Raw genomic sequence first — 23,454 nt, 5'->3', positions numbered from 1 at the left:
AGACATTCTGCAAATTTAGGCTATATGCATCGAGAAATAGGTCGATTAGAGGCTATATTCAACAAAACGACAGCTTGGCTGAAATCCCATACGTTCATAGAGATTTTTTCCTTCTTCCGAAGCTTGGAGCGTTGCGAGATAGAAACCCTCTTGTTTTGCGCAGTTGAGCAAGTGGTGCATCATTGCGGTGCCATATCCTTTTCGTCGATGGGAGGGGTGGGTCATGATGTAATAGATTCCAGCCACATTGGCATGTAAGATTAAAATGCCTGTTGTCACTGGGGTGTTTCCTTCGTAGCCGACGTAAAATCTTAGAGGCGTTTGCCCCTGATACAAGATGGGTGGAATGAGTTGATAATACTCTTCATAAATGGTTTGATACCCACTTAGAGCTATAAAAATATTGGCAAAATCTTTGAGTTTTAGGCGATCTTCAATCCGCTGAATTTTGAGTGAATTCTGTGTGGGGATGGGCTTTGTGAGTGGCATGAACATCCCAATGTCATCTTCTTTTTGCTTCAACCCAGCCGCTAGTAAATGCTGCGCTAAATCCTTAGGCGAGTCGCTTTCACCTACCCACCATGAAAATGGCAAGTTTTTCTCTTGGTAATGGGCAAGCACAGCTTGAATTCTTGCTGGAGCTGACTTTAGTTCAAATTTCGCATCGACAACGTAATTGTACGTATCATCTTGGATTTCTGCCCGCACAACAGTCACGTCGGGTTCAAATACAATTTCTTGGGTCGTCACATATTTTGCAAAAAGGGTCATCGGAAGAAGCATGTTGGCTTCCATCGCATCTTGGATTTGATCCTCCGTCCACGACTTCCGTTTACTCCCCCATTTTCGAATGGACGGGCTGCTTTCAAGTGCAGCAAGACGGTCTATTCTTTTGATAAATGGAGTTTTTTCCAATGTGTAACGTTGCCGGTCGTTTGGATAACAAGTGACAAGCTCCCTTTTTAAATCAGAATAAGCCTTGATTTCTTCAGGATGATTGCGAAGATAATCTCGAAAGCGGAGATGCCGGTCAACTTCAGGATCCGTATCTTCAAAAATATGGAGATGCACTGCAGGAGACGTTTCCCTGACGAAATAGCGGCGCCGACGCATCCCAAACTCTCCAAGAGACTCGTATCCTAATTGCTCTAATTGATCTTGATAGGGATCAAGCAGTGTCACATCTGAAACAACTCCGAGCAGATCTATGATTGGCTTTGCCTGACAGGATGGAATGGAAGTGCTCCCAATATGATGCAGCATCAGAGGAAACGCATCGAATGCCTGATGGATTTTTTCCATTTCTTTTATTGCCTGATCCTTCCAAGTCAGATCAAAGTGAGACAAATAAATTGTACGCATAACTAAAATGACCAGTTCACATGGGTAGCGAATAACATAAGATCTATGGCTGCAAAGACACCACACGCTGGATAAGAAGCTTCTTGTCCCATACGTGCTGCAAGCAAAGGCACTCCAAGCAGAGTTAAGAAAAATGGAACTGCAAATACAATAACACTACGCATCTTTCTTACCATGTTTGCGCTGAGGCTAAGTTTATCATTCAATTGTCCATAAAGCCCCGATTGGGTGGCAAAAGCAGAGCAAACAACCCCACTTCCTGCAGTCAATCCGGATAAAACTGCTCCTGCAAACGTTGGAACAGGAATTTGGACGTAACTTTTTCCAGCAAAACTCACAGCTTTTAATGCCGCTGCAATGACCGCATTTACTGCAATTGATCCAAACGAATTTCCTAGACTTGCTTGTGTAATTTGAAGATATGACATAGTCAGAATCAGTTCTTTGAGTTAATCAACTGATCTATTTTACTGAGGATTCATATTTTTTAAAATAACGTTTTTGATGTCTTTCCAGCGATGTGTGGACATCAGATCAAGTGAAAATAATGCAATATCAAAGAGTAAATACGAAGCAAGATTACCAGATGACAGTTGCATACTCCCTACCGTTTCTGGGATCGCATTGATTGCCGTGAATAAACGCCCCACCTTTTCAATAACTGCGCAGGTTGCCATTGATACAATAATGGGAACAGCCAATTGAGTGATGAGATGGATTAGATCTTGCACATCACGGTTCACTCCCATGGATTGTAGAGGCTTTCTAACAGAGTGAGCATGTGGTAAAATTCCTCCGAAAACAGCTCCTGCAATTCCGCCTGCGAGAGGAACGATGTTCCCTCCTGGGTTCTTATTAAGATGCAAAAACGACCTATTCACCGCTCCCAAAGCAATGACGTTTGCAAGGACGCCTAAAGTCCCATACCTAAATCCATATTCAAATCCTATCTGCTGCATAATATTGACTCTTCCGTTTTTTAACTCTTCAATAGATTGTAACCTTGCAAACTAAGCAGAGCATCCAATGTGGCATAAGCAGCCATATGGCTCATTGAGATCTTCCGCCCAACTAACGCTGCGATTGGCTTGGTGAATAACATTGTCATAAAAAATGGCAGAGAAAAGACCAACACCCGTTTCATCAAGTAGCGAGTGCGGGCTGAGTCAATCTCTTGGGATTTCCAAAAATGTTCAACTTGTTTTGAAAAAAAACCAAGACCTGCTAGTGACAACCCACTTCCTACTCCAGCAAGACCGCCAGCAATCCCACTTGCTACGACACTATGTGAAGGAATCCAGCGGACCAATTTTGTTCCCCAACTCACTGCGATATTAAACGAAGTGAAAGCAAAGCTGGTAATCCCCACAAAGGCGACAGCATCATTAATTGCTGACATCCTTTTTCACCTTATTTATTTATCAAAAAAAGTATAGTGGCAGAAACAATTTTGGTCAATTTTAAAAAAATGACAACTAATATACAAAAAACTGCATTTAATATAATTAAAATACCCAAAACTTAAACTTTTGTTTTATTATTATGGAACCCATTGATACTATTGATACAATCCCTCTTCAAGAAGGAATTTTTAATGAATTAGAAGAAAAGGCTCAAGAAGCAAAAACAAGTCTTTCTTTTAATACAGCTCTTACAGATTTGAGGAAGGGATGCGGAGCCACTAGGCGTCGTGCACTTTCTGAGAACTTCGGCGGTTTACGCCTACTCCCTCCCAAATATCAAACAAAGCGGGAAATGAAGGCGATTCGAGAAAGTGAAGAGATCAAAAATCTCCTTAACGGCCAAGATATTCTTTCAATCCGTAAGGTCGATGGGGCTTATCTCGTCTTGACGGAAGAACAGCAACTGCACGTCAAAATCAATTACTCGCCAAATGAAATGCCTGGACCAGCGAAATTTAAGCTGAATCCTGGCCAGCCTGAGCCAAGATAAAAAAAAGGCTGGCCCTCATCAGGGTCAGCCTTTAGTCAGATCACGTCAATCTGAACTTAAAAGTCTAAACGGGCTTTTATTGTAATCCCGTAGAACATGATATCTTCTGACGCACGATGGACAGCTAATCGTCTAGGAGCTGCAATATCTAATGCAGTTGACGTATCATCTGTCAGCAATGTTTGGTTTGCTCTCCAGAAATACTCCACTTCATAACCTGCACCTAGAGTGATATGCTGACGCTTGTCATTAATATATGTTTCCCAAACCAGACCTAGCATCATTTGCGCTGTTGGCACAAAGTGGTGCTGGTTGTTTCGCAAGTGCATGCGAATCGGATTTGGAACAACTGCTCCAGGAAAGTTGACGTCGATTCCTGTTGACATGCTTGAGCGAGTATAAGAATAGAGCAGAGATCCTGTGAGCCTTCCATAAAGGCTAAATCCATCTCCAATATACCCATTGACTGTCACACCCATACGTGGTCCTAGACCCCACATGACTGATTTGTCTTTCATTCTTCCATGAATGTTTGAAAGCTGGGGAAACCCAGGTACAAACACCTCCGAATAGCGCACTTTTTGCCGATCATAAATCCAGCTTGACTTCAGTCCAATTTCTGGACGCGTAGAAATGGTGCGACTAATAAAATATTCTCGCCCAATTTCTAGGTTCAAGTTGTTATAGTTCAAGTCATGATGCGATCTTGCATGTCGCCATGGAATTGAATCAGGAAGCTTGAGCGAAATCACAGCGCTTGGCTCGATTTTAGTCGTCCCCGACGAGTCATCTGATTCGAACCATGTATAGTTGAGATTGACATCCCAATTATCATGGAAAAAGTAACTTCCGATACCGAAACGGAGTGCCCACTCCCAGCCAAATTCTTCGTCTTTTACACGTCCCTCAATGGGAGGTTGAAGATAAAAATCCTGCTGGCCAGCAAAAACAGTCACAGTTTTATCTGAATATGCATACTCTGTTGCACCAGCTTTTGCATGCCAGTATAACGGTTCTATCCAGATGTACCATCCATTCGCACCTTCCGTCCCTGCAGTTGTAAATCCTGCACCAAATGTGCCTTGAGGGTTTGTCGCCCCCACTTCTTGCATTTCTTTTTCGAGCTCTGTAATCCGGTCTTCCATGCTATGCGCCAGCAATTGACTACCAAGCATCACAAAAGCCAGACAGCTCAGCCATCTAAAAGTAGCTTTCATACCCACACTCACTTTGAACGCCATATAGCGGTCCTTATATTTCTTTCACCTAAACCCTGCTATATTAATAAAGAGAAATTAAAACAAATAAAAAAATAAAAAAATCTCTAGTAATGCTTTTTATTCTCTTAATAATATCTGATATAGATATGCCTTATGTAGAGGGAACCGCTTCGAAAAGCCCCATTTCTAACATGGGGCTCTATAGTTCCTCTCTCCAAACCCTATTTAGCAGGGTCAGCATGCGATCAGATCATGTCCATCTGAACTTAAAAGTCTAAACGAGCCTTTATTGTGATCCCGTAGAACATGATATCTTCTGACGCACGTGTGACAGATAAGCGTCTTGGTTCTTCAATATCTAATGCAGTGGTCGTATCTCCTGAAAGCAATGTTTGGTTTGCTCTCCAGAAATACTCGACTTCATAACCCGCACCTAGAGTGATGTGCTGACGCTTGTCATTAATATATGTTTCCCAAACCAGACCTAGCATCATTTGTGCTGTTGGCACAAAATGGTGTTGGTTGTTACGCAAATGCATGCGAATCGGATTCGGAACAACTGCTCCAGGAAAGTTGACGTCGATTCCAGCATTCATGCTTGAACGGGTATAAGAATAGAGCAGAGATCCTGTAAGCCTTCCATAAAGACTAAATCCATCTCCAATATACCCATTGACAGTCACACCCATGCGTGGTCCAAGACCCCACATGACTGATTTGTCTTTCATTCTTCCAATGATGTTTACTGAGGCAGCCCAGGAACAAAAACTTCCGAATAGCGCACCTTTTGCCGATCATAAATCCAGCTCGACTTCAGTCCAATTTCTGGACGTGTTGAAATGGTGCGACTGATAAAATACTCTCGCCCGATTTCAAGGTTCAAGTTGTTATAGTTCAGGTCATGATGCGATCTTGCATGGCGCCATGGAACTGAATCAGGTAGCTTCAGTGAAATCACAGCACTTGGCTCGAGTTTAGTCGTCCCTGACGAGTCGTCCGATTCGAACCATGTATAGTTGAGATTCACATCCCAGTTATCATGGAAAAAGTAACTTCCGATACCGAAACGGAGAGCCCACTCCCAGCCAAATTCTTCGTCTTTTACACGTCCCTCAATGGGAGGTTGAAGATAAAAATCCTGCTGGCCAGCAAGAAAGCAACAGTCTTATCCGTATATGCATACTCTGTTGCACCGGCTTTTGCATGCCAATACAGCGGTTCTATCCAGATGTACCATCCATTAGCACCTTCCGTCCCTGCGGTTGTAAATCCTGCACCAAATGTGCCTTGAGGGTTTGTCGCCCCCACTTCCTGCATTTCTTTTTCGAGCTCTGTAATCCGGTCTTCCATGCCTTGTGCCAATAATTGACTTCCAAGCATCACTAAAGCCAGACAGCTCAGCCATCTAAAAGTAGCTTTCATACCCACACTCACTTTGAACGCCTATAGCGGTCTTTATTATTTCATTCACCTAAACCCCGCTATATTAATAAAGTGAAATTAAAATAAATAAAAAACTACTAATAACGTTCTTTTATTCGTTGAATAATGTCTGATGTGGATATACCTTCTGTATAGGGAACTGTCCTGAAAATGCCCATCTCAACAGCGGGGCTATATTGTTCCAGAATCCGATCCATATTGTAATCATCACCGTGGATCACAACATCAATCTCATGCTCTTCAATCCACTCTGTTGAAATTCCAATCGGGCTATTGAGGATCACTTCATCGACATAGCGGCAAGCTTCGATGACAATTTTTCTCTCTTCAAGAGTGAGGATAGGCTGCCTTTTGTAATCGGTGACATCTTCATCTCCGTGAATTCCAACAATTAAGTAGTCGCCATGCTGCCTAGCCTTTTGGAAAAACTGGACGTGCCCAGCATGAAACAAGTCTCCGACAACATCAACATAGACCCGAACGGGCTTACTCTCTTCTGCAAAAGACACCGCAGCTAATAACATGGAAAAAATAAAAATGAAGCGTTTCATGGCTCTCTCTCCGGTTGTAATAAAAAGTGATTACCATACGAAGAGGCATTTCTTTGCGTCAATTAAATTCTTTGCTTTCATTGACTTGTACTCTCTGTCACTTTAAAATGTTTCCCATGAAAAAATGGATAACGCTCTTATTTGCCGTTTCCTCACTCTGGGCTTTTGACCGTCCAGCTGATTTCCATTCCTTAGAAAAGGAAACATCGGGAATTCACTTAAAGGTTGTAGGCGAAATTCCCGACTGGATCGAAGGAACCTATGTCCGAAATGGCCCTTCCAAGTTTTTTGCTGGCGACCAAGCTGTCTCCCATTGGTTTGATGGTCTTTCCATGCTTCATGCCTTTCATCTCGAAGAGGGACAGTGCTCTTACTCCAACCACTTTTTAGAAACGAACGCCTATCAATATATGAGCGAGGGAATGCTTCCTCCTGGAGGATTTAGCAAAACGTCTTCTCTACCAATCGACCCATTGGAAGGTGAGTTCCACCCTAAGCGCCCCAATGCCGTCGTCAACGTCGCCCAATTTGACCAAACCGCTGTCGCCCTGACAGAAACCCCCACACCAGTCACATTTGATCTCGAATCATTAAAGACCTTAGGAGTCTTTAATTATGAGGATGAGCTCCCAGTAGATCGCTCCTACTCAACACCCCATTTGCATGAGCGGGATAGGAAAATCTATGGCTACCTCGTAGAAATCGGACCTACAAGCCGCTACATTTTCTACTCTCAAGAAAAAAACAAGCGGCAAGAGCTTTGCTCAATTCCAATCACTGATCCTGGTTACGTCCATAGCTTTTCAATCACCGATCACTACATTCTCTTTGTTGACTACCCCTTGCGGCTGAATTTCCAACGCTTAGCTAGCGGAGAAGGATTCATTCAAAGCTCTGAGTGGAATGACCAAGGAGAAAGTCGCTTCTACGTGATCGACCGCCACACCGGTGTATGCCTCAAAATCCTCAAAGGCCCTCCCTTGTTCTCGTTTCACCATATTAATGCCTTTGAAGAAGAAGAGAAAATCATTGTCGACCTCATCGGCTATTCAGACGCCCAGGTCATTTTTGGGAAAGGAGATGCCGATCTTGGCTACCGCCGCCTTGTGATCGACAACGCCGTTTCTTGCACTCAGGTCATAGAAATTGAAGCTGAACTTCCCCGTATCCACTATGAATCCTACAATGGGAAGCCCTATCAATTCTTTTATGCGACTTGCTTCCGCAAAAACATCTGCCCTTTAGATGCCCCACCTATATATAAGGTAGATGTCTTGAGAGGAACCCATCAAACTTGGGCTCAGGTTGGCTACTTTGCTTCAGAACCAGTTTTTATTCCTCATCCAGAAGGAATCCGCGAAGACGATGGAGTGATTCTTTCGATCCTCACCCGCCATGATCATACCGACTCTTTCCTTATGATCTTGGACGCTGCCACCTTTAAAGAAGTTGGTCGCGTTTACGCTCCACACGGAATCCCCCAAGGCCTCCACGGAAGTTTTTTCAACCAATAACGATTTCTAAAGCCTTCAAGAGCGAAACCGCTTCTGGCAAGCTAAACTTAGCCTTTTTCAATTTATTGGACGTTGGGTCGATCGCATAATTTTCTGCTTCCCGAAAATCAGCCCCCGTCAAATCGGCATGATGAAAAAGGGTTTCGTCAAACTGCGCATTTTTAAAGTCAGCAAAGGCGAGTGCCGTTTCAACAAAATGACATCCTTTCAGATTCGATTCACGAAAGATGCAATTTTTAAGTTTGAGACCTGAAAAGTTACACGTTAACAAAACCGACTTTTGAAACGTTGGCGATAAAAAAGCTGTGTCACATTTATAAAATTCCGCTCCTACAATTTTGCATTCTTCAAACGTCACTTCTTGCAAGCGGCACTTGTCTAAATTGACACACTGCAACTCACAGTTTTTGAAAACAGAAAAACCAAATTGGCAATTGCAAAAACGGCACTCGATGAAACGACAATTTTCAAAAAGACAGTGCTGAAATGTCCGTTTTGAAAAGTCTATTTTTTCGTAAGTTTTTCCAGAAAACGTTTGCTCTTCAAACACTGTTTGATCCTTCACCTAAAACTCCTACTTTGGTACCATGAAGCATTTCCCCCAACAATATTAAGGATTTTATAATGACAACGAAACCAAAAATTGCAAAAGGCATTTCACTTGCCTGTGTGACGGTCTCTGACCTCAATAAAGCTAAGCATCTTTTCGTTGATTTGCTTGGACTGGATGTGAAAGAACATTCAGAAGAATTTAAATGGCTTGAACTCGGTAGCGAAGATCAAGAAGCACGTCTTGGTGTTGGTGAATACACTGAAGCTCCCGGTTCTGAATACATGCAAGCTGGAACAAGTGCAATCGTCTCAATTGAAGTTGCCAATGTTGAAGAAGCTAAAAAACATTTAGAAGATAACGGCATTGAGTTTTTAAATGGTGTGCTCGAAATTCCTGGTGAAGTCAAACTTGCCATTTTTAAAGATAGCGATGGTAATCGGTACTTTCTTTCAGAAAAACTAAAGTAGTCTTTTTTTCTAGCGCATGTATACTCAAGAAATGTGCATAGTGTGTGAAATATGAAGACAATCATTAAAAGGGGCTTGATCGCAATAGCCCCTTTAACTATTTCCATTGCGATCATTTACTGGCTCTTTTCGTTTCTCGAAGGAGCGGTCGGTCCCTTCGTCCGCGACATTATCGGTCCAAAATACTACTACCCTGGGATGGGGATCGTCTTAGCTATCATTATCATCTTTGTCATTGGAGCCATTCTCAATACCTGGATCATCCAAAAAGTCACTCATTTCTTCGAACGCCTAGTTGAAAAGATCCCTCTCTTTAAGTCCCTCTACAACATGGTCAAAAATGTCATGGACCTCCTGAGCACTTCTCCTGATGAGAAAAAGCAACAGGTCGTCAGTGTGACCTTCGGTGATTGCGAACTCATTGGCTTCGTGACACGTAGCAGCTTTGCAGATGTCCCTGAATTCGGGAAAGAAAAAATCGCCGTTTACCTTCCTATGAGCTATCAAATCGGTGGCTACACTGTGATGATTGAGCAGCCTCGCGTGAAGCCGCTGGATATCACGATGGATGTGGCACTCCAAAACACTCTTACAGCTTGGGCAAAATCTAGCAGCTCCTCTTGACAGATTCATGGACGCCATATAGAAAGAAGTCTAAGGGAAGACCTAAGGGGTGAAGCTGTGCGTCGACTTTTTCTACTGTTTTTTTGTTTTTTCTCTCCACTTGTTGCTCAGCAAGGTTTGGCCTCCAATGCCGAAGAAGTTTCTAAGGAACAACATCTTCCTCCTAACCCTCAATTACTTAAACTTACATGGTGGGATTTCTTTGCAGTCGATCCTGAGCTACTTCCTACTCAGATCGAAAAAATGGAGACTTTCCTACAAAGAATGCAAGCTGAGTTGCCTCCTAAACAGAAAGACGAAGTCGCCCCCCTCATACAACAAATTCAAGTCAGTTTACGAACATACTATGATATTTCCCAGCAAAAGTGGTCCCAGCCGCCACATGAAATAACACCTAAAGAGAGGTATTCCTTTCAAGAGTTTCTCCAACTTGGATATAATTTAAGATTTGTTCATGAAGTTTTGGAACGGCAAAACTTGCAAATCGAGATGGAGAAGGCAAATCTCCGCTCGGACCAATCTTACTTAGATAGTTTAACAGCCAATTATTTAAGCCTCTCAAAGTCCGACTCTTCCAGATTGATGAAAGGGTTAACAATTATCGCAACAAAGATCTCTCTTGAAACCGACAAAAAAAAGCTCGATGGTCTTCAACTCCAAGCAGATCGAGAGAGATTTTTCATGGATGAGGTTGAAAAAGAGGTTTCCTTCGCACAAGACCACATTGATCTGTCTCAAATCTCCCTCCCTCTTATTGAGCAGGATGTGGCGCGTGCTAAAATTCTACTGAGACACGCTCAAATCTCTCTATTAGAAACGCAAACGCAGCTTGCAACACAACAGTCAGGAGAAGCCAATGGTGAAATCCTGAACCAAACTCTAGCCCGCTCAAGGGCTGAGGTGAACTTGATTAGGGCTCAGCTGATCTACATTTTGGCTCAAATCCTCCTTCACAATGAAAAAACACCCGTTAAAGATCTTTATGTTCAACTCAACCAACTCGACGAAAGGCAAACAGAAATCATCAGAGAAATGGTACACTGGGAAAAAGCTGCAGATCTTTTACTTGAATCCTCATTAGAACACGACGATAACGGCAAAGCTCATGCTTCGCTTAAGACTCTGCAAGCGCTTCACGACGAGCTGTATTTCAACCGATTTTTGTTTATCCAAGCCAATCAACTGATTAACCTACATTATAGCTCTCTCGAAGATCGCGTCACCAATTATTGGGAAAAAGTAAAGTCGGATTTTAGACGCTACAGCCGCTGGTCTCACATCAGTCTGTTTACAATCGGACAGGCGCCTATTACTTCTTATGGAATCCTCAAACTCATCCTGATTATTGTCATCGCTTATTTTTTGGCAAAATTCATCCAAACATGGATCAATTTTCTCGGAAAACGACAAAAGAAAATCAACCAAGCGGGATTTTATACTCTCGGGCGCCTCCTGTATTACTGCATTTTCATTTTGGGAATCATCATTGCCATTTCAAGCATTGGTCTCGACTTCACAACCTTTGCTGTGATTGTAGGAGCCTTGTCTGTGGGGATAGGATTTGGCCTGCAATCCATCGTGAACAACTTCATCTCAGGGATCTTTTTACTCCTCGAAAAAAAACTCCGTGTAGGCGATTACATCCAACTAGAGTCTGGAGAAAAAGGAGCTGTTATGGAAATCAATGTCCGTACGACATTGATTAAAACTTACGATAATCTAGAAATTCTAGTTCCCAATGCAGATCTCGTCTCTAAAAAGTTTGTGAACTGGACTCTATCAGAGAAAATTAGAAGGCTTAGAATCCCATTTGGGGTAGCTTATGGGAGTGATAAAGACAAAGTGAAGCAAGTTGTGGTCGAGGCCGCTCTTAAAGTCCCAACCACACTAAAAGACCGAACTCCTCAGGTTTGGCATGTGGGTTCTGGGGAGAGTAGTTTAGACTTTGAGTTAGTTGTTTGGGTGAATGAACATCAACAGGGGCTTCCGCCTGTTGCAACGAAAGCCATGTATAACTGGGAAATTGAAACAGCATTAAGAGAAAATGGCATCACGATCCCCTTTCCAGTTCGAGATGTCCGTGTCACAGAATCCCCGCCTAAATCTCCTGTATAGGAGCACCGTTTGCCAAAGACTTGCTAGCTTGCAATAGCTCCACTCCTTTTTGAGTGAAAACGTCATCTAAACTCCATAAGCATTCGGCAGTTAAAGATTTGGAACTATTCTCAAAAGCCTCAACTTTGATCCAGACAACAAGTTCAAACTCCTGCTCGGTCTCTGTTACCTTAGTTAGCCATACCTCTGCAGGGCGAGAAGGTTCACCCCATTTCTTTGCGACTTCCAAAGCAAGAGATTGAACGGTCTCTTTTTTTTCCTTCCGACTCACCGTAAACGGAACGCGAAACCGATGATATCCTTCGGGGTCAAGCGTCCAGTTCGTCATCTTTTTAGACACGATTTCTGAGTTAGGAATCACAATTTTTCGGTTATCTAGAGTTTGCACAAGCGTGCTCCGCATGTTGATTTCTTTAACCGTGGCAAGCTCTCCATTATCGAACTGGATGAGGTCGCCAACTCGCACTTTTTTTTCTGTAAAAAGAATAATCCCTGCGGCAAAATTGTTAAATATCGATTGCAATCCAAACCCTATACCAACACTTAATGCCCCTGCAACAACCGCAATCCCAGTAAGATCAATGCCAATTGTCATCAATGCGATGTAAATGCCTAACAGAAGCACTAAGTAGTAACTAAGTCGCCCAAAACCATAAAGAGTCGTTGCACTGACATGATGCTTTAAAATTTTCATTCGCATCACTAAACTCTTGATCACTTTTGCAACCATCCACACGACAAAAAGAACAATGAAAAACGTCACAAAGTTCATCACGGTCACAGGTGTCTCATGAATTGTAAACAAAGGAGCCTGAAGCATAAACCACTCTTATTTGCAATTTTTTTCCCATTCGCTTATGTGAAAGTTTAAGGAGTTTATTGATGAGCGTCAACAACAATCAAAAAAAAGGAAAATGTGAAGTTTGCCAAAAAACGTTTCCTTATCGCAAACTTTTTCCTATTCGTTTAATTCGCCCGACTGTTTTAGATACAGCTATTCAAGCTAATCCCGCACTTAATCTTAACGGTTACATTTGCCAAGAAGACCTTCGCACTTTGCGGACAAAACACGTTGCTTCAATCTTAGAAAGAGATAAAGGAGCTATTTCAAAACTTGATGAAGAAGTGTTAAAAAGTCTCCAAAATCAAGACCTTGTCGTTGAAAACGTCAATAAGAAGTTCGAAAGACGGTTATCAATCGGGGAAAGACTTGCTGATATCATTGCAAGGTTTGGAGGAAGTTGGAAGTTTATCCTCCTATTTTTAGCGATGATCCTGGCATGGATGATCATTAATACGTTTTTCTTCACAGAAGAGGGCTTTGACCCTTATCCTTTTATTTTGCTGAACCTCGTCTTATCTTGTTTAGCAGCGATTCAGGCCCCTGTCATCATGATGAGCCAAAATCGCCAATCCGAAAAAGAACGCCTACAGGCTAATGAAGACTATGTCACCAATTTAAAAGCAGAACTAGAAATTCAGCAGTTGCATTCGAAGTTAGACCTCTTTATGAAACGGCAATGGGAAACTCTTGTTGAGTTGCAACAAATTCAAATAGAGCTTGCTGAGGATCTTCTCAAACACAAACATCCAAAAAAAGAGTAGTTTAAAAATTTCCTTCATACCTGTACAAATATGAGTCAGGTATGGTTAAAAAAACTCTCGGATTTTTTCTCGGTTTAGCAATTGGAAGCTCAGGTGTATTTGTCTATGATCAAATGCAAGATCGCTCCCATCCATCAGGCTTTCCTGTTTTGGAAAGAGCTGGCTACACCATGTCTTACGACACTCGTGCAAAAATCCCCTTTTGGACTCACGAACATCTGACAAAAAACTCCCTCGAAGTTCATGTTCAGCGAGACGGAATGGATTTTAAAGAAGACGCTGAGATCTATCCATCGCATCGCAGTCAATTAAGCGACTACTACCAATCTGGTTTTGACCGCGGTCATCATGCACCTGCAGCCAATCACCGTTTGTCTGAAGAAGAACTTAAACAGACGTTTCTTTTAACAAACATCAGCCCTCAAGATGCACAGTTTAACCGAGGACTCTGGGCTAAACTTGAAAAAACAATTCGTATTCTTGCCAAAGAGACGGAGTGGGTGGATGTCACAACTGGCCCCCTTTTTCTTGCCCATGACGAAGCCGATGGGAAACGGGTGGTGACTTATCAGGTCATTGGGAAAAATGATGTAGCTGTTCCGACTCACTTTTTCAAAGTGATTAGTACTCCTGAGAGAAGTTGGGCCTATGTCATTCCAAACGGTCCTACTAAGGGAAGTTTAAATGATTACATCACCCCTATTTCAGAAATTGAAAAACTTGCTGGAATTCGCTTGACAAATCTTTAGCAAGATCCTTACAATGAATCGCATTTCCCAAAATTTTTTTAGTTGAGATTATGACCTTCATTCGTGCTCATAAGGTCTCTAAGACCTATTACGAGAAAAAGCGCGTCTTCAAAGATGCGCTAAGATCAGTCACGCTCGACATTCACGAAGGAGAAGTTTTAGGACTCCTTGGAGTGAACGGCGCAGGAAAAACAACGCTTGTTTCCGTCTTATCAACTCTGCACCCTCCAACAGGTGGCGATGTCGAGTGGAACGGCGTCTCTGTTTACACAAATCTTTTAGAGTACCGAAAAAACATTGGGCTCTGCCCACAACATCCTAACCTCGAAGCCAATCTCTCTCTTGGCAAAATGCTCGTCTTCTCTGGAAGATGTTATGGCCTTTCGAAAGATGAGGCAGAGGAAAGAAAACAAGAATTGCTCGAGCAGTTCAATTTAGAAGAGTACGCCAATGCTTCCGTCGATCAAGTGTCTGGTGGTTACCGGCAGCGGTTTTTGATCGCGCGCGCTCATGCACCGCCCTAAATTGGTCATTCTTGATGAACCAACGGTGGGTCTCGACTCGCACATCCGTCGCGAACTGTGGGAAGTGATCCGTGCTTTGAAAGAAGAAGGCATCGCCGTGCTTCTCACAACGCATTACCTAGATGAAGCGGAGCAGCTCTCTGATCGGATCTGCCTCATTCATCAGGGAACCATTCGCACCGTCGACACCCCTGACAACCTTAAAAAGCTGCACCAAAAAAATAATTTGGAAGAAGTTTTCTTGAAGTTTGTCGACGATCCTGATGCAGAAATCTTTAATTCAGGAGAGGATTCATGATCCAAGCTTCGTATCATGTTTGCAAACAGCTGTTAAAAAAAGATATGCTCGCTTTCAAGCGCGAATATCCGACCAAGCTTTTTGATACATTTTGTCTTTTCTTCACGATCGTGATTGTGTTTTGTTACTTCATGCCTCAAGAAGGAGTGCATGAAGGATACGCTTCCTTCTTTTTGATCGGAGCCATCGCCAGCTTTGGCTTTGTTGAAATTGTTGGAAAAGTCGGCGCACTCATGGCCGATCTGCAAGGGGATTGTGCGATTTCGCACACTCTCATCATGCCAATTCGTTCTGAGATGGTCTTTATCTACATTGGATTGCAGTGGGCAATCACATCAGCCCTCCTGTCAATTTTCCTCTTTCCTCTTGGAAAATTGCTCCTTTTCAAAGGGTTTGATTTGTCGCTCATTTCCTATCCGCGACTGATTTTTATGTTTGTGACCATCAACCTCTTTTTTGGCTACTTTGCCTTATGGCTCACAAGTGTCATCAAAGATGTCAGTGGCCTCACCAGTCTTTGGTTGCGCTATATCAATCCGATTTGGATGTTTGGCGCCTACTTCTACTCGTGGGAAGCAGCCTACGCACTCAGCCCTGTCATTGGCGCAGTCAGTCTGATCAACCCAATGGTCTACGTGATGGAGGGAATGCGCGCCGCGGCCCTCGGCCAAGCGGGATATCTCCCCTACTGGCTCTGCCAAGTCATGCTTTGGGGCTTCATTATCGCCTGCACATGGCACGCGATTCGCAGAATGAAAAAACGGCTCGATTGCGTCTAAGCCCATGATGAAGTTATCTGGAAAAAAAGCCCTGATTACAGGTGCAAACAGAAGCATAGGCCAGAGCATTGCTTTGGCTTATGCAAAAGAAGGTGCCGATATTGTGATTAGCTACCGCTCAGATCAAACGGGAGCACAAGAAACGGTTCGGGCCATTGAAAGTCTCGGCCGAAAAGCAAAGGCTATCCAAGCTGATTTCAGTCATCTTAACGAAGTAGAAAACTATTTCAGCGAAGCCCTTGATTTTCTGGGCACAGTCGACCTTCTGGTCAATAATGCTGCAGGCTACGATACAACTGATTTTCTCAATCTTGACATCAAAGTTTTTGACGATTTGCTCAAAGTCGGTGCAACAGCCCCCCTATTCCTCACCCAGCTTGTCGCAAAACAGATGATTCAGGAAAAAAAAGGAGGAAGCGTGCTCAATATTTCCTCCATCTCAGGCTTACGCCCTTACCCAAATTGAACCGCCCATTCAACAGCAAAAGCCGCGCTAAATATGTTAACACAAAACTTGGCGCTCGAACTTGGACCTTATCAGATCCGCATCAATGCTCTTGCACCTGGAGCCACACCTTATGAAAAAAGCAACGAGACTTCTTCAGAGATTCCCCTATCTCGGCTTGGCCTGCCTGAAGATCAAGCAGCAGCAGCCGTTTTCCTTGCATCAGATGATGCATCATGGATCACAGGTCAAATACTTGCTATCGATGGGGGGCAAAGTCTGAGTTTCTGATGCACGTTTGTTTTCTGCCATATGAAACCTCCTTTTTTCAATATGTAGAAAGAGGAAACGTGTAGCACGCTTCCTCTCTTCCCGGGTAGTATTCCTCCTAGCCTTGTATATGAGTCAATGCGCTCGCAACTGATTCATATGCCGAGAAATGTTGCTGCCCGAGCTGGGCTGGATCTTGCGCCCCAACTGACTGAAGATCGTTGGATTGCTGCGCATTTGATCTATCTACATATTGCTGAATCTCTTGTTGCATCGTCAGGAACTGCGCTAGATACTGCGCCTGATCTCCAGATGCTCCACTAGAATCGAAAGAAACCTGTTGATAATTGGCTTCATTAGGCTGATTGCCAGAAATAGGATCCGTCATAATACACCTCTAGTTCATGACTACATCCCTCGCCCTTACTCTTAATTATATATTAATTTAAATAATTTGTTAACAAACGTAACAATAATCATCATATCACTGATTACTAGATACTTAACAAAGAGAGAAAGGTTAAGATTTCTGGGATGGTGACTTATCTCCTTGAAATCACCTAGCCCCCTTTTCACGAAATAGAGCTTTCTGGAGGTCTATCCCATGAGTTTGGCGCGCTTAAAGATCGTATCTTGAGCACGTTGGGCCTGTTTGATGACAACGGGGTCGAAGAAGTAGTCCATCATGGCCCGTTGCGCTTGGATGTACCCTTCTTCACCGGGAAATCCATACCGTTCCATGACTTCCATTTGAACTGGCAGGAGCACATCAAGTAAGCGCTGACGACGCTCTAGCATTGACCCTTCTTGCAAGGTTGCCATCACTTCATCGATTTTTTGCAAAAACTCTTCTGACGTCATGGCATCGGCAATTTCGCGGGTCATTTTCTGCGCATCTTCAAGTGAAATGGCTTTCACTTCATTGAGACCGAAGGTTGTTTTGAAAAGATAAAGCCATTTCCCTTCGTTGAGTTTTTTAAGCTCCAGATCTGTCTGCGCTTCTCTCACGACCTTTTCATTGAACTCTGCAAGTCCTTTTTGATCGCCAGCATAGCCATGCTTGCGAATGACCATGATTTGGATCGGTAAAATCACTCCCAAAAACTTTTGCCATTTTTCAATGAGGGGCTCATCTGACGCTCGAATGCTTAGGAGCTGCTCTTCTTTTTGCTTTAACAGCGCAAAGATCTCTGTTTGTGCTTCAACTAATTCGCTCATGGATACTCCTCTAGTTCTTGGTCAGAAAGCCATTTTTTTTCATTTTCTAGGACTCGAAATTGTATGTCTACCTTTTCGAGATTGATGGGAAAGGGGTCATTTTCTGCGACTGCCACATATTCAAATCCCTGAAATGCGATGCCCCTCGCAAGGCATGCAGATTCAACTGCTTTTAAATTATGATGTTTATCATCAATAAAAATCAGCTCTTTGGGGGTTTCTCCTAAGACATCAAAAGCGTGCATCAATACAGCACCTTTGTCAAAGTCTGCAGCAAAAATGACACCGCTCTTTAAAATCGCAACTCCATATTTCCCTCGATATTGCTCAAATTCGGATTCGAGGTCGCACTGACTTAAAACATCAAAGCTGATCCCAAGGCTTTTCAGTTCTGCAATGCGCCAGTCTTCTAGTTTCTCAATGCAGCCGACCTTTCCTGTTCCACAATGGGTCAAGGCAAAGGCTTTTATCTTTCGGTTTTGGATGAGCTCCAAAACGGGAAGGACTTTGCCGTCAACAAGCTTCGCTTTTCTTGCCGTAAATAAGATCCCCCATAGATCCATGAACTCCTCATGTTCCATTTTTCCATGCAGTCGATCTGCATGCGTCACAAAGGTCTCACGATGTGCTGGGTGAAAAATGGCGTCTTCAGGAATGAGCAAAACATCGTCGACATCAAAGATGACCCACGTATCTTGAGAAGCTTGTGTGATGGCATTTTGAATCGGTTCCCAGCAGGTGGTTCGGTGCATTTCGCCCCACATCCAGCTCAAGGGAAAAAGAAATACTAGTAACAGGCTCTTAGGTTTTACTAGCTGGGTAAGCCACTTTCCAATCTTGAGGCTTATCATTTTTCTTACCTTGATAGGATTCATTTTCATCGGTTTTAGAGTATAGCATACTTTCATCATTGAAATCATGCTGTTTCACAACGTGGTTGATTCCTTCGGCAATCAGTTTGCTGCCTTTAGCATTGGGCTCAATTCCCGAATTATAAAGATCTTTATATGGGTTAAAGGTGTTTGAAAGATCAAGCACCGGAAGCTTATCCTTTTTTGCTCTTTTTAGGATGGGTTGATAAAACACCGATAGCAACTTGGTAAACATGACCATCCCTGCTTTCTTTCCGGTCAAGATCCCTTTGGTGATGGAAAAGGGGATAATTTTTTGAGCGAAGTAGAGGACAGTGGCTCCTACAACGAAGCAAACTCCCGCAGCCAATGCTGTGACCTTGCCAAACAGGAGCCAAAGGGGCATGGTCAGCAAAACGAGACATCCAATATGGGTGGTGAAAGTCAAGACACCAAGCACATCCATCGCAGTATAAACTTCATGGGGATCACCTTGGGGACAAGTTAGATACTGGAGCATGAGAATGGGTCGAATGTTCTTTCCTTTGGTGGCTTGGATTTTATCCAGAATTTTTAAATAACGCTTTTGAACTTTAAAGAATTCTCCAAACACAGCAAATGGCTTGTTGAGCCGTATGCGAAAATCATTCCCGCATACACTCAAAACAACATAATGGACATCGTCAGGGGCCTCATTGATTGCATTTTCTAATGTCTGCAAGGGATAGGCTTTGTCTCCTAGTGCTGCCCCTTTTTCAGACATATATGTCAAAAAACCTTCGATTTTTTGTAAAACAGCGCCAATATAGCCACCATTTAAGACATCTTCTGTTGTGAACCCATCGTAGGCATGATTGATAAGTTGATAGCCATCTTCCTGGCATAAAGCTTTAATTTGTGCGGGAATGGCATCTTCGGCTTTCGGAACCCAAATCCGGTTATCTAACGTTGAATCCCCTAGCAAATGAATGATTGGCATGTGGATTCCTCATGATAAAGTTTTTTTTCCATCAAAGTTGATGTACCATCTTTTCCCTTCTTAAATCAAACATTCTGTAAAATGGATCTCATGGATACTTTGAAATCTATAATAAGGCAAAAAATTATGAAGGACACCTCTCCTGAAATGGAACAAAAGTTCCACGAACTTCTAGCCTCTAAAAGCCCTGAAGAAAGGCTTCTCATGGCATGCTCAATGGGAGACTCAACTAGGTATTTAGTGATTCGTTCTATTCGAGAAAAAAATCCCAATATCTCTAAAGCTGATCTCATGAAAGAGCTTTTTCTTATCTATTATGGTAAGGATTTTTCCTCAACCGAGAAGGAAAAAATTCTCAAAAGCTTAGAAGACTATCTAACGAAAGAAAACTCTTAGGTTACATCCTCTGGGTAAGCCACTCTCCAATCTTCAGGCTTATCATTCTTTTCACCTTCATACGCATCTTTTCCGTCAGGTTTAGAGTAACGTATACTTTCACCATTGAAATCATGCTGTTTCACAATGTGGTTGATTCCCTCTGCAATCAACTCGCCTCCTTTAGCATTGGGCTCAATTCCCGAGTTGTAAATCTCTTTATTGAGATTAAAAGTATTCGAAAGATCGAGCACTGGGAGATTCTTTTCTTTTGCTCTTTGCAGCATTGGTTGATAGAAGACAGACAAGAGCTGATCAAATACCACCATTCCCATCTTCTTGCCCATCACAATATCTTTAGTCATGGATAAGGGAATCACCTTCTGAATGAAATAAAGCGCAATAACTCCGCCAAAGAAACAAACACCAGCAACTAGTATTGAGACTTTTCCCGCTAAAAGCCAAAGGGGCATGCTCAAGGCTGTCAGTGCTGCAATATGTGTTGCGATTGTTAGGACGCCGATGAATTTCATCACAGTGTAAACATAGTAATGGTCGTTGTTAGCATCGGTACGATATTGGAACATGAGAATTGGCCTGATGTGATCCCCTTTGATGGCTTGGATTTTATCTAGGATCTCCAAGTAACGCTCTTGAACTTTAGGGATCTCTTTTAGAAGTGCAAACGGATTGCTGAGTCGCTCGCGAAAATCATTGCCCCCTACACTTAAGACAACATAGTGAGTGTCATCAGGTTTCTCTGTAATTTTTTCTTCTAATGATTGTAAGGGAAAGGCTTTGTCTCCTAAGGTTGCTCCTTTTTCGGACATGTAAGTCGAAAAGCCTTCAATTCTCTGTAAAACAGCTCCAACATACCCTCCATCTAAAACATCTTCTGTTGTAAACCCATCGTAGGCGTGATTGACCACTTTATGAGTTCCCAAAGCTCTAAGCTTTCCTTCAACAGCATCTTCGGGTTTTGGAACCCAAATACGGTTATCTAATGTTGAATCGCCGACTAAATGAATTGTTGGCATTTTGTTCCCCACTTAAAAATTTTTTCTGCTAAAAATTCTAGCAACCTTTTGAATAAAAAAGAACTTCATTCACTAAAAGCTCTTCGTAATGCGTTTTTGTTGGAATCACACGTAACCCTTCGATGTTGGCTTCCACAATCACTTGGCGCGCTGCTTCATAAAAATCGGGATCGGCTTCCTCTCCATCGTAAATGAGACCGGCTCTTGTTAATGCTTCTGCAATGCGCATTTCAATAAAAGGAATATCCTTTCCCACTTTGATCCAAATCGGGTACTCATTTCCAGATGAAAAACTTTCAGGAGTTAAACTTTGATATCTTCTGCGACAAAGAACCGCAAACATCTGGTTAGGATCATTTTGCAATTCATTAAAGTCACGGGGAATTTCGACCTTGTTCCCATAGTGGTCGTAGGGATGAATGTACCCTTTTTCCGTGGCAACGTGAAGATATTTTTCGAGTGAGAGGTCGGAGTAATCTGCTTCGAGTTGAATGGGAATGAGACTTCCTCCAAATTGCAGATTCAGTAGAAAATGGTGATGTCCATCAATTAAGACATAGCCATAGGGAGATTTGATGACGGGCAACGCTTCAGAAAGTCCATACAGACTTACGCCATGTTTCAAGTCCCACTGACCTGTTTCTTCATTCCATTTGACTTCTCCTTTCTCAGTCGCCTTTTCAATGCCAATCTCGACAACTGCGTTTGCATAGCGCAACTGCCCTGGAAAGACTTGATGAATAGAGACAAAAAAAGGTCCTTGAACTTCTCGAATATTTTGCTGCAAAATTTGATGCAGCTCGACTTCTTTTTTGTGTGAATGATCGAGTGTCAGTGTTTCTTCTTCTATGTAAGAAACTTCTTCACTATTTGAAGCGACGGGCGTTTCCATCCAAAGCACGTCTCCTTCTGAAATGCCTTCTATAGACATTTTAACCCCCTGATTTATAAATTAATCAGTGATTATAATTACCCTTTGATTAAAAATCGACTAAAAAATTTTTTTAAAATGGCTAGCTTTTTTCTATTTCAGATAGTTTTAGAAAGTGAATCAGCTGAATGCGCTTCTACAAAGACTAACAGATATTGATCCTCAATAATGAGTTCGTAGCGGGCTATCTTCCAATGCTGGTTAATCCGCTCTAGCCACTCCTCTGGAGAAAAAAGTGAAAGATGCAAGGTTTCATTGATAGCTTCACCCCAATTATCGGGAACCAGGCAAATCGCAAAAAAGCCCAACCCTAGATGTTTTTCAGCCATACTTTGAAGTGTATCATCCACTTTATGAGGAGGAATATGCTCCATCACGTCAACACAGACCATATACTCAGCTGGCTTCAAGGCGTCTGGAAGATCCCATAAACACGCTTCATGAAATTGAATTTGATCAGGAGCTAAGTTCATTGAGAACTGGGCTTGAGAGCTCAAGCAATTTGAGGCAATATCAACAAGCTGTACTTGGAGATCTAAGGCTAAATACTGATGAATGGACTTCCCACTTCCACAACCAAAGTCAATGAGGCATTTTCCTTTTTCAATTAAAGGCTCGAAGCAACCCCATAAGTGCTCTCCGGGCGAAAAGGATTCATAATCCTTATCACTCCAAAGTTTTTCGTACTTTTTTTTCTCATCTATCAGCGATTCCATTCCCCTTTCATATGCTAAAACTCCTATTCCAATCAACTATCTACCGCGAAATCGTGAGATTGCATCGTCATAAACATCGTTCCAAATGCCCAGCATCTCTTGTGTTGGTGGGTAGCGGTTGTCCCAATTGCGAAGAGGCCCTCTAACTGTGCGCACAAAGTTCATGTCGCGCAAAGAATAGTGATTAAGCTGTATCTCTTCAGGGAATCGAGCATCCACTGGAACAAATCCCGGCAAAGCACTTGCGGCATGATGACTATAAGATCGGTGCGTCCTGCCGACATAGTAGATGATTTTTGTCTGGGCTCCTCCACCTGCTTCCCGTAGGGTTAAGAAGTTGGTCATCTGCCCATAGGGAACTTTTTCGATGTAAGATGTTCCAAAATTAAACCAAGGTATCGACACAAAACCGACATTTGGAACTTCTTTTTCAATATCCCTAAGATACCCAATCAAAGAAGAGTGTTTGTTAGGAACAATGTATTCATCGATATCGATTGCAGCTAGCCATTTGATGCGATCTCCACAGTTTTGCATGACTTCATTTATTTTGAATAATTGGTAACCCGAATAGCATCCTGGGTGATTTCCGGGGTTATCCATACTGAGTGGTGCCAAAGTAATCAGACCATCTGCGAGATAAGGCTCCAAAACTGCCAGGAAATCATCGGAACTCTCATCATCAAACAAAAAGAAATGCTCAACCCCAAGATCGAGATTGTGGTTTAACCACTCTTCTAAGTATTCGCTTTCATTTTTAAATACTGTACAAACAACAAGCTCCCACTCATTGCTAAAAAGAGTGAGGGATAAAAACATGCACAAGATCAACAAGAGACACTTTCTCAAAACCATTTTCCTTCGGTTAAAACAAA

General features: G+C 42.6%; 30 protein-coding genes and 1 pseudogene. 13 read left to right on the top strand and 18 right to left on the bottom strand.

What is annotated here, in order from left to right:
- Window positions 1–45 precede the first annotated feature (45 nt).
- Genes ACOOFG_RS02080 through ACOOFG_RS02065 form a run of 4 tightly spaced genes read right to left on the bottom strand, consistent with a single transcriptional unit; the run spans window position 46 to window position 2,761 of the window.
- A complete protein-coding gene (locus ACOOFG_RS02080) occupies window positions 46–1,362 on the bottom strand; it encodes a GNAT family N-acetyltransferase (RefSeq protein ID WP_420421991.1) in 1,317 nt (438 codons plus the stop codon).
- Window positions 1,363–1,364: 2 nt separating this feature from the next.
- Window positions 1,365–1,790 carry a hypothetical protein gene (locus tag ACOOFG_RS02075; protein WP_420421990.1) on the bottom strand — a complete coding sequence of 142 codons (426 nt, stop codon included), beginning with the start codon at window positions 1,788–1,790 and terminating at the stop codon, window positions 1,365–1,367.
- A 39-nt stretch (window positions 1,791–1,829) separates the two neighbouring features.
- Window positions 1,830–2,321: a hypothetical protein gene (locus ACOOFG_RS02070; protein ID WP_420421989.1), complete on the bottom strand. Its 492-nt coding sequence runs from the start codon at window positions 2,319–2,321 to the stop codon at window positions 1,830–1,832.
- A 20-nt stretch (window positions 2,322–2,341) separates the two neighbouring features.
- Entirely contained in the window at window positions 2,342–2,761 is a 420-nt protein-coding gene (locus ACOOFG_RS02065; protein ID WP_420421988.1) for a hypothetical protein, read from the bottom strand.
- A 143-nt stretch (window positions 2,762–2,904) separates the two neighbouring features.
- Here ACOOFG_RS02065 and ACOOFG_RS02060 point away from each other — a divergent pair, with 143 nt between their 5' ends.
- Window positions 2,905–3,315 carry a hypothetical protein gene (locus ACOOFG_RS02060; protein ID WP_420421987.1) on the top strand — a complete coding sequence of 137 codons (411 nt, stop codon included), beginning with the start codon at window positions 2,905–2,907 and terminating at the stop codon, window positions 3,313–3,315.
- Window positions 3,316–3,371: 56 nt separating this feature from the next.
- Here the strand turns inward: ACOOFG_RS02060 and ACOOFG_RS02055 are convergent, their stop codons facing one another.
- The 5 genes from ACOOFG_RS02055 to ACOOFG_RS02035 form a co-directional block, all read right to left on the bottom strand.
- Entirely contained in the window at window positions 3,372–4,532 is a 1,161-nt protein-coding gene (locus tag ACOOFG_RS02055; RefSeq protein ID WP_420421986.1) for an Lpg1974 family pore-forming outer membrane protein, read from the bottom strand.
- A gap of 269 nt (window positions 4,533–4,801) precedes the next feature.
- Complete coding sequence (locus tag ACOOFG_RS02050) at window positions 4,802–5,263, bottom strand: Lpg1974 family pore-forming outer membrane protein (protein ID WP_420421985.1); 462 nt, start codon at window positions 5,261–5,263, stop codon at window positions 4,802–4,804.
- Window positions 5,264–5,277: 14 nt separating this feature from the next.
- On the bottom strand, window positions 5,278–5,595 hold the full coding sequence (locus tag ACOOFG_RS02045) for an Lpg1974 family pore-forming outer membrane protein (RefSeq protein WP_420422696.1): 318 nt from the start codon (window positions 5,593–5,595) through the stop codon (window positions 5,278–5,280).
- 41 nt (window positions 5,596–5,636) lie between these two features.
- On the bottom strand, window positions 5,637–5,897 hold the full coding sequence (locus tag ACOOFG_RS02040) for a hypothetical protein (protein WP_420421984.1): 261 nt from the start codon (window positions 5,895–5,897) through the stop codon (window positions 5,637–5,639).
- 158 nt (window positions 5,898–6,055) lie between these two features.
- Entirely contained in the window at window positions 6,056–6,529 is a 474-nt protein-coding gene (locus ACOOFG_RS02035; protein ID WP_420421983.1) for an adenylyltransferase/cytidyltransferase family protein, read from the bottom strand.
- A 116-nt stretch (window positions 6,530–6,645) separates the two neighbouring features.
- Here ACOOFG_RS02035 and ACOOFG_RS02030 point away from each other — a divergent pair, with 116 nt between their 5' ends.
- A complete protein-coding gene (locus ACOOFG_RS02030; protein ID WP_420421982.1) occupies window positions 6,646–8,043 on the top strand; it encodes a carotenoid oxygenase family protein in 1,398 nt (465 codons plus the stop codon).
- On the opposite strand, the gene ACOOFG_RS02025 is transcribed toward ACOOFG_RS02030, so the two are convergent.
- Window positions 8,033–8,608 carry a pentapeptide repeat-containing protein gene (locus ACOOFG_RS02025; protein ID WP_420421981.1) on the bottom strand — a complete coding sequence of 192 codons (576 nt, stop codon included), beginning with the start codon at window positions 8,606–8,608 and terminating at the stop codon, window positions 8,033–8,035. The genes ACOOFG_RS02030 and ACOOFG_RS02025 overlap by 11 nt on opposite strands.
- A gap of 59 nt (window positions 8,609–8,667) precedes the next feature.
- Between ACOOFG_RS02025 and ACOOFG_RS02020 the strand changes: the two genes are divergently transcribed.
- From ACOOFG_RS02020 to ACOOFG_RS02010, 3 genes are read left to right on the top strand one after another with little or no spacing between them, the layout of a single operon-like run.
- Window positions 8,668–9,063, top strand: coding sequence for a VOC family protein (locus tag ACOOFG_RS02020; protein WP_420421980.1), 396 nt, complete (start codon window positions 8,668–8,670; stop codon window positions 9,061–9,063).
- Window positions 9,064–9,114: 51 nt separating this feature from the next.
- The gene (locus ACOOFG_RS02015) at window positions 9,115–9,687 is read left to right on the top strand and encodes a DUF502 domain-containing protein (RefSeq protein WP_420421979.1); all 573 of its coding nucleotides are present in this window, start codon (window positions 9,115–9,117) and stop codon (window positions 9,685–9,687) included.
- 57 nt (window positions 9,688–9,744) lie between these two features.
- Window positions 9,745–11,802, top strand: coding sequence for a mechanosensitive ion channel family protein (locus ACOOFG_RS02010; protein WP_420421978.1), 2,058 nt, complete (start codon window positions 9,745–9,747; stop codon window positions 11,800–11,802).
- On the opposite strand, the gene ACOOFG_RS02005 is transcribed toward ACOOFG_RS02010, so the two are convergent.
- The gene (locus tag ACOOFG_RS02005) at window positions 11,786–12,622 is read right to left on the bottom strand and encodes a mechanosensitive ion channel family protein (protein ID WP_420421977.1); all 837 of its coding nucleotides are present in this window, start codon (window positions 12,620–12,622) and stop codon (window positions 11,786–11,788) included. The genes ACOOFG_RS02010 and ACOOFG_RS02005 overlap by 17 nt on opposite strands.
- A gap of 62 nt (window positions 12,623–12,684) precedes the next feature.
- On the opposite strand from ACOOFG_RS02005, the gene ACOOFG_RS02000 reads away from it, so the two are divergent.
- The 7 genes and pseudogenes from ACOOFG_RS02000 to ACOOFG_RS01970 all read left to right on the top strand — a co-directional run bounded on the left by ACOOFG_RS02000 (window position 12,685) and on the right by ACOOFG_RS01970 (window position 16,796).
- Window positions 12,685–13,407, top strand: a complete 723-nt coding sequence (locus ACOOFG_RS02000; RefSeq protein ID WP_420421976.1) for a DUF1003 domain-containing protein — start codon at window positions 12,685–12,687, stop codon at window positions 13,405–13,407.
- Window positions 13,408–13,448: 41 nt separating this feature from the next.
- Window positions 13,449–14,156 carry a DNA/RNA non-specific endonuclease gene (locus ACOOFG_RS01995; RefSeq protein ID WP_420421975.1) on the top strand — a complete coding sequence of 236 codons (708 nt, stop codon included), beginning with the start codon at window positions 13,449–13,451 and terminating at the stop codon, window positions 14,154–14,156.
- A 50-nt stretch (window positions 14,157–14,206) separates the two neighbouring features.
- Window positions 14,207–14,680: an ATP-binding cassette domain-containing protein gene (locus ACOOFG_RS01990; protein WP_420421974.1), complete on the top strand. Its 474-nt coding sequence runs from the start codon at window positions 14,207–14,209 to the stop codon at window positions 14,678–14,680.
- Entirely contained in the window at window positions 14,667–14,978 is a 312-nt protein-coding gene (locus tag ACOOFG_RS01985; RefSeq protein WP_420421973.1) for an AAA family ATPase, read from the top strand. The genes ACOOFG_RS01990 and ACOOFG_RS01985 overlap by 14 nt, the downstream gene beginning before the upstream one ends.
- On the top strand, window positions 14,975–15,757 hold the full coding sequence (locus ACOOFG_RS01980) for a hypothetical protein (RefSeq protein WP_420421972.1): 783 nt from the start codon (window positions 14,975–14,977) through the stop codon (window positions 15,755–15,757). Before ACOOFG_RS01985 ends, ACOOFG_RS01980 begins: the two co-directional genes overlap by 4 nt.
- A gap of 4 nt (window positions 15,758–15,761) precedes the next feature.
- Window positions 15,762–16,493, top strand: a pseudogene (locus ACOOFG_RS01975) (SDR family NAD(P)-dependent oxidoreductase).
- A gap of 117 nt (window positions 16,494–16,610) precedes the next feature.
- Window positions 16,611–16,796 (top strand): hypothetical protein, encoded by a 186-nt coding sequence (locus ACOOFG_RS01970; RefSeq protein ID WP_420421971.1) that lies wholly within the window; start codon window positions 16,611–16,613, stop codon window positions 16,794–16,796.
- Between the two features lie 273 nt (window positions 16,797–17,069).
- Here the strand turns inward: ACOOFG_RS01970 and ACOOFG_RS01965 are convergent, their stop codons facing one another.
- From ACOOFG_RS01965 to ACOOFG_RS01955, 3 genes are read right to left on the bottom strand one after another with little or no spacing between them, the layout of a single operon-like run.
- The gene (locus tag ACOOFG_RS01965; RefSeq protein ID WP_420421970.1) at window positions 17,070–17,690 is read right to left on the bottom strand and encodes a protein C10; all 621 of its coding nucleotides are present in this window, start codon (window positions 17,688–17,690) and stop codon (window positions 17,070–17,072) included.
- A complete protein-coding gene (locus ACOOFG_RS01960) occupies window positions 17,687–18,442 on the bottom strand; it encodes a DUF2608 domain-containing protein (protein ID WP_420421969.1) in 756 nt (251 codons plus the stop codon). The genes ACOOFG_RS01965 and ACOOFG_RS01960 overlap by 4 nt, the downstream gene beginning before the upstream one ends.
- A 49-nt stretch (window positions 18,443–18,491) precedes the next feature.
- Window positions 18,492–19,520 carry a hypothetical protein gene (locus ACOOFG_RS01955; RefSeq protein WP_420421968.1) on the bottom strand — a complete coding sequence of 343 codons (1,029 nt, stop codon included), beginning with the start codon at window positions 19,518–19,520 and terminating at the stop codon, window positions 18,492–18,494.
- Between the two features lie 147 nt (window positions 19,521–19,667).
- Between ACOOFG_RS01955 and ACOOFG_RS01950 the strand changes: the two genes are divergently transcribed.
- Window positions 19,668–19,916 (top strand): hypothetical protein, encoded by a 249-nt coding sequence (locus ACOOFG_RS01950; RefSeq protein WP_420421967.1) that lies wholly within the window; start codon window positions 19,668–19,670, stop codon window positions 19,914–19,916.
- Here the strand turns inward: ACOOFG_RS01950 and ACOOFG_RS01945 are convergent.
- The 4 genes from ACOOFG_RS01945 to ACOOFG_RS01930 all read right to left on the bottom strand — a co-directional run bounded on the left by ACOOFG_RS01945 (window position 19,913) and on the right by ACOOFG_RS01930 (window position 23,398).
- Complete coding sequence (locus ACOOFG_RS01945) at window positions 19,913–20,932, bottom strand: hypothetical protein (RefSeq protein ID WP_420421966.1); 1,020 nt, start codon at window positions 20,930–20,932, stop codon at window positions 19,913–19,915. The genes ACOOFG_RS01950 and ACOOFG_RS01945 overlap by 4 nt on opposite strands.
- Window positions 20,933–20,969: 37 nt before the next feature.
- Window positions 20,970–21,863 (bottom strand): ParB-like protein, encoded by an 894-nt coding sequence (locus ACOOFG_RS01940; RefSeq protein ID WP_420421965.1) that lies wholly within the window; start codon window positions 21,861–21,863, stop codon window positions 20,970–20,972.
- Window positions 21,864–21,961: 98 nt separating this feature from the next.
- Complete coding sequence (locus ACOOFG_RS01935) at window positions 21,962–22,579, bottom strand: methyltransferase domain-containing protein (RefSeq protein ID WP_420421964.1); 618 nt, start codon at window positions 22,577–22,579, stop codon at window positions 21,962–21,964.
- Window positions 22,580–22,615: 36 nt separating this feature from the next.
- Window positions 22,616–23,398, bottom strand: a complete 783-nt coding sequence (locus ACOOFG_RS01930) for a glycosyltransferase family 92 protein (protein WP_420421963.1) — start codon at window positions 23,396–23,398, stop codon at window positions 22,616–22,618.
- Between the last annotated feature and the right edge of the window lie 56 nt (window positions 23,399–23,454).

The organism is Simkania sp., from assembly GCF_965215465.1.
Lineage (GTDB): Bacteria > Chlamydiota > Chlamydiia > Chlamydiales > Simkaniaceae > Simkania.
This window is presented reverse-complemented; position numbering and strand designations above follow the sequence as displayed.